General features: G+C 59.9%; 1 protein-coding gene. It reads right to left on the bottom strand.

Translation table 11 applies throughout. The annotated features are described in order from the left end of the window. On the bottom strand, positions 1-1830 hold a 1830-nt coding region (locus tag SB786_RS35425; protein WP_410731467.1), incomplete at both ends, for a beta strand repeat-containing protein.

Below are 1830 nucleotides of genomic sequence, written 5' to 3' on the forward strand. Positions count from 1 at the left end.
GGTCGAGTATTCGATCGTGGCGCCGGTTTCTACACCGGTGAGATTCAGTGTGCCGACATTGGTGATGTGGTCGGTGGCGCTGCTGCCGGAATCGTTCGTGAGCGCGACACCGGGCGCGGTGGCCGAGGTATCGAGCGTGAAGCTGAACGAGGTCGGGTCCGACGTGTTGCCTGCGACATCGGTCTGCCGGACCTGTACATCGTTCACACCTTCGACGGCGTTGAAGCTGGTGTTCCAGGTGTGGCCACCATCCGTCGAATATTCGACGGTGGCGCCGGTTTCGACACCGGTGAGATTCAATGTGCCGACGTTCGTGATGTGATCGGTGGCGTTGCTGCCGGAGTCGGCGGTCAGTGCAACACCCGGTGCAGCGGCTGAGGTATCGAGCGTGAAGCTGAACGACGTGGCCGACGACGTGTTGCCTGCGACATCGGTCTGTCGAATCTGTACATCGTTCACACCTTCGATGGCGTTGAAGCTGGTGTTCCAGGTATGACCGCCATCGATCGAGTATTCGACAACTGCGCCAGTCTCCACACCAGACACGTTGAGTGTACCGACGTTCGAGATGTGGTCGGTAGCGTTGCTGCCGGAGTCGGCGGTCAGTGCAACACCCGGTGCAGCGGCCGAGGTATCGAGCGTGAAGTTGAACGAGGTCGGCTCCGACGTATTGCCCGCGATATCGGTTTGCCGAACCTGCACGTCATTCACGCCTTCGACGGCATTGAAGTTGGTGTTCCAGGTATGGCCGCCGTCGGTCGAGTATTCGACGGTGGCGCCCGTTTCGACACCGGTGAGATTCAACGTACCGACGTTGGTGATGTGGTCGGTCGAGCTACTGCCGGAATCGGTGGTCAGCGCGATACCGGGCGCCGCGGCTGACGTGTCGAGCGTGAAGCTGAACGTCGTCGGCTCCGACGTATTGCCTGCGATATCGGTCTGCCGAACCTGCACGTCATTCACGCCTTCGACGGCATTGAAACTGGTGTTCCAGGTATGATCACCGTCGATCGAGTATTCGACAACTGCGCCGGTCTCCACTCCGGACACGTCGAGTGTGCCGACGTTCGTGATGTGATCGGTGGCGTTGTTGCCGGAGTCGGTCGTCAATGCGACGCCGGGCGTAGCGGCCGAGGTGTCGAGTGTGAAGCTGAACGACGTCGGATCCGACGTATTGCCTGCGATATCGGTCTGCCGAACCTGTACGTCATTCACGCCTTCGACTGCATTGAAGCTGGTGTTCCAGGTATGACCGCCATCGATCGAGTATTCGACAATTGCACCGGTCTCCACTCCGGACACGTCGATTGTGCCGATGTTCGTGATGTGATCGGTGGCGTTGTTGCCGGAGTCGGTCGTCAATGCAACGCCGGGCGCAGCGGCCGAAGTGTCGAGCGTGAAGCTGAACGACGTGGCCGATGACGTGTTGCCTGCGACATCGGTCTGCCGGACCTGTACGTCATTCATGCCTTCGATGGCGTTGAAGCTGGTGTTCCAGGTATGGCCACCATCCGTCGAATATTCGACGGTGGCGCCCGTTTCGACACCGGTGAGATTCAACGTACCGACATTGGTGATGCGGTCGGTGGCGCTGCTACCGGAATCGGTGGTGAGCGCGACACCGGGCGCGTCGGCCGACGTATCGAGCGTGAAGCTGAGCGATGTGGCCGACGACGTATTGCCCGCGACATCGATCTGTCTAACCTGCACGTCATTCACGCCTTCGACGGCATTGAAGCTGGTGTTCCAGGTGTGGCCACCATCCGTCGAATATTCGACGGTGGCGCCCGTTTCGACACCGGTGAGATTCAACGTACCGACATTGGTGAT

Source organism: Burkholderia sp. SIMBA_062 (assembly GCF_046534765.1).
Classification (GTDB): domain Bacteria; phylum Pseudomonadota; class Gammaproteobacteria; order Burkholderiales; family Burkholderiaceae; genus Burkholderia; species Burkholderia ambifaria.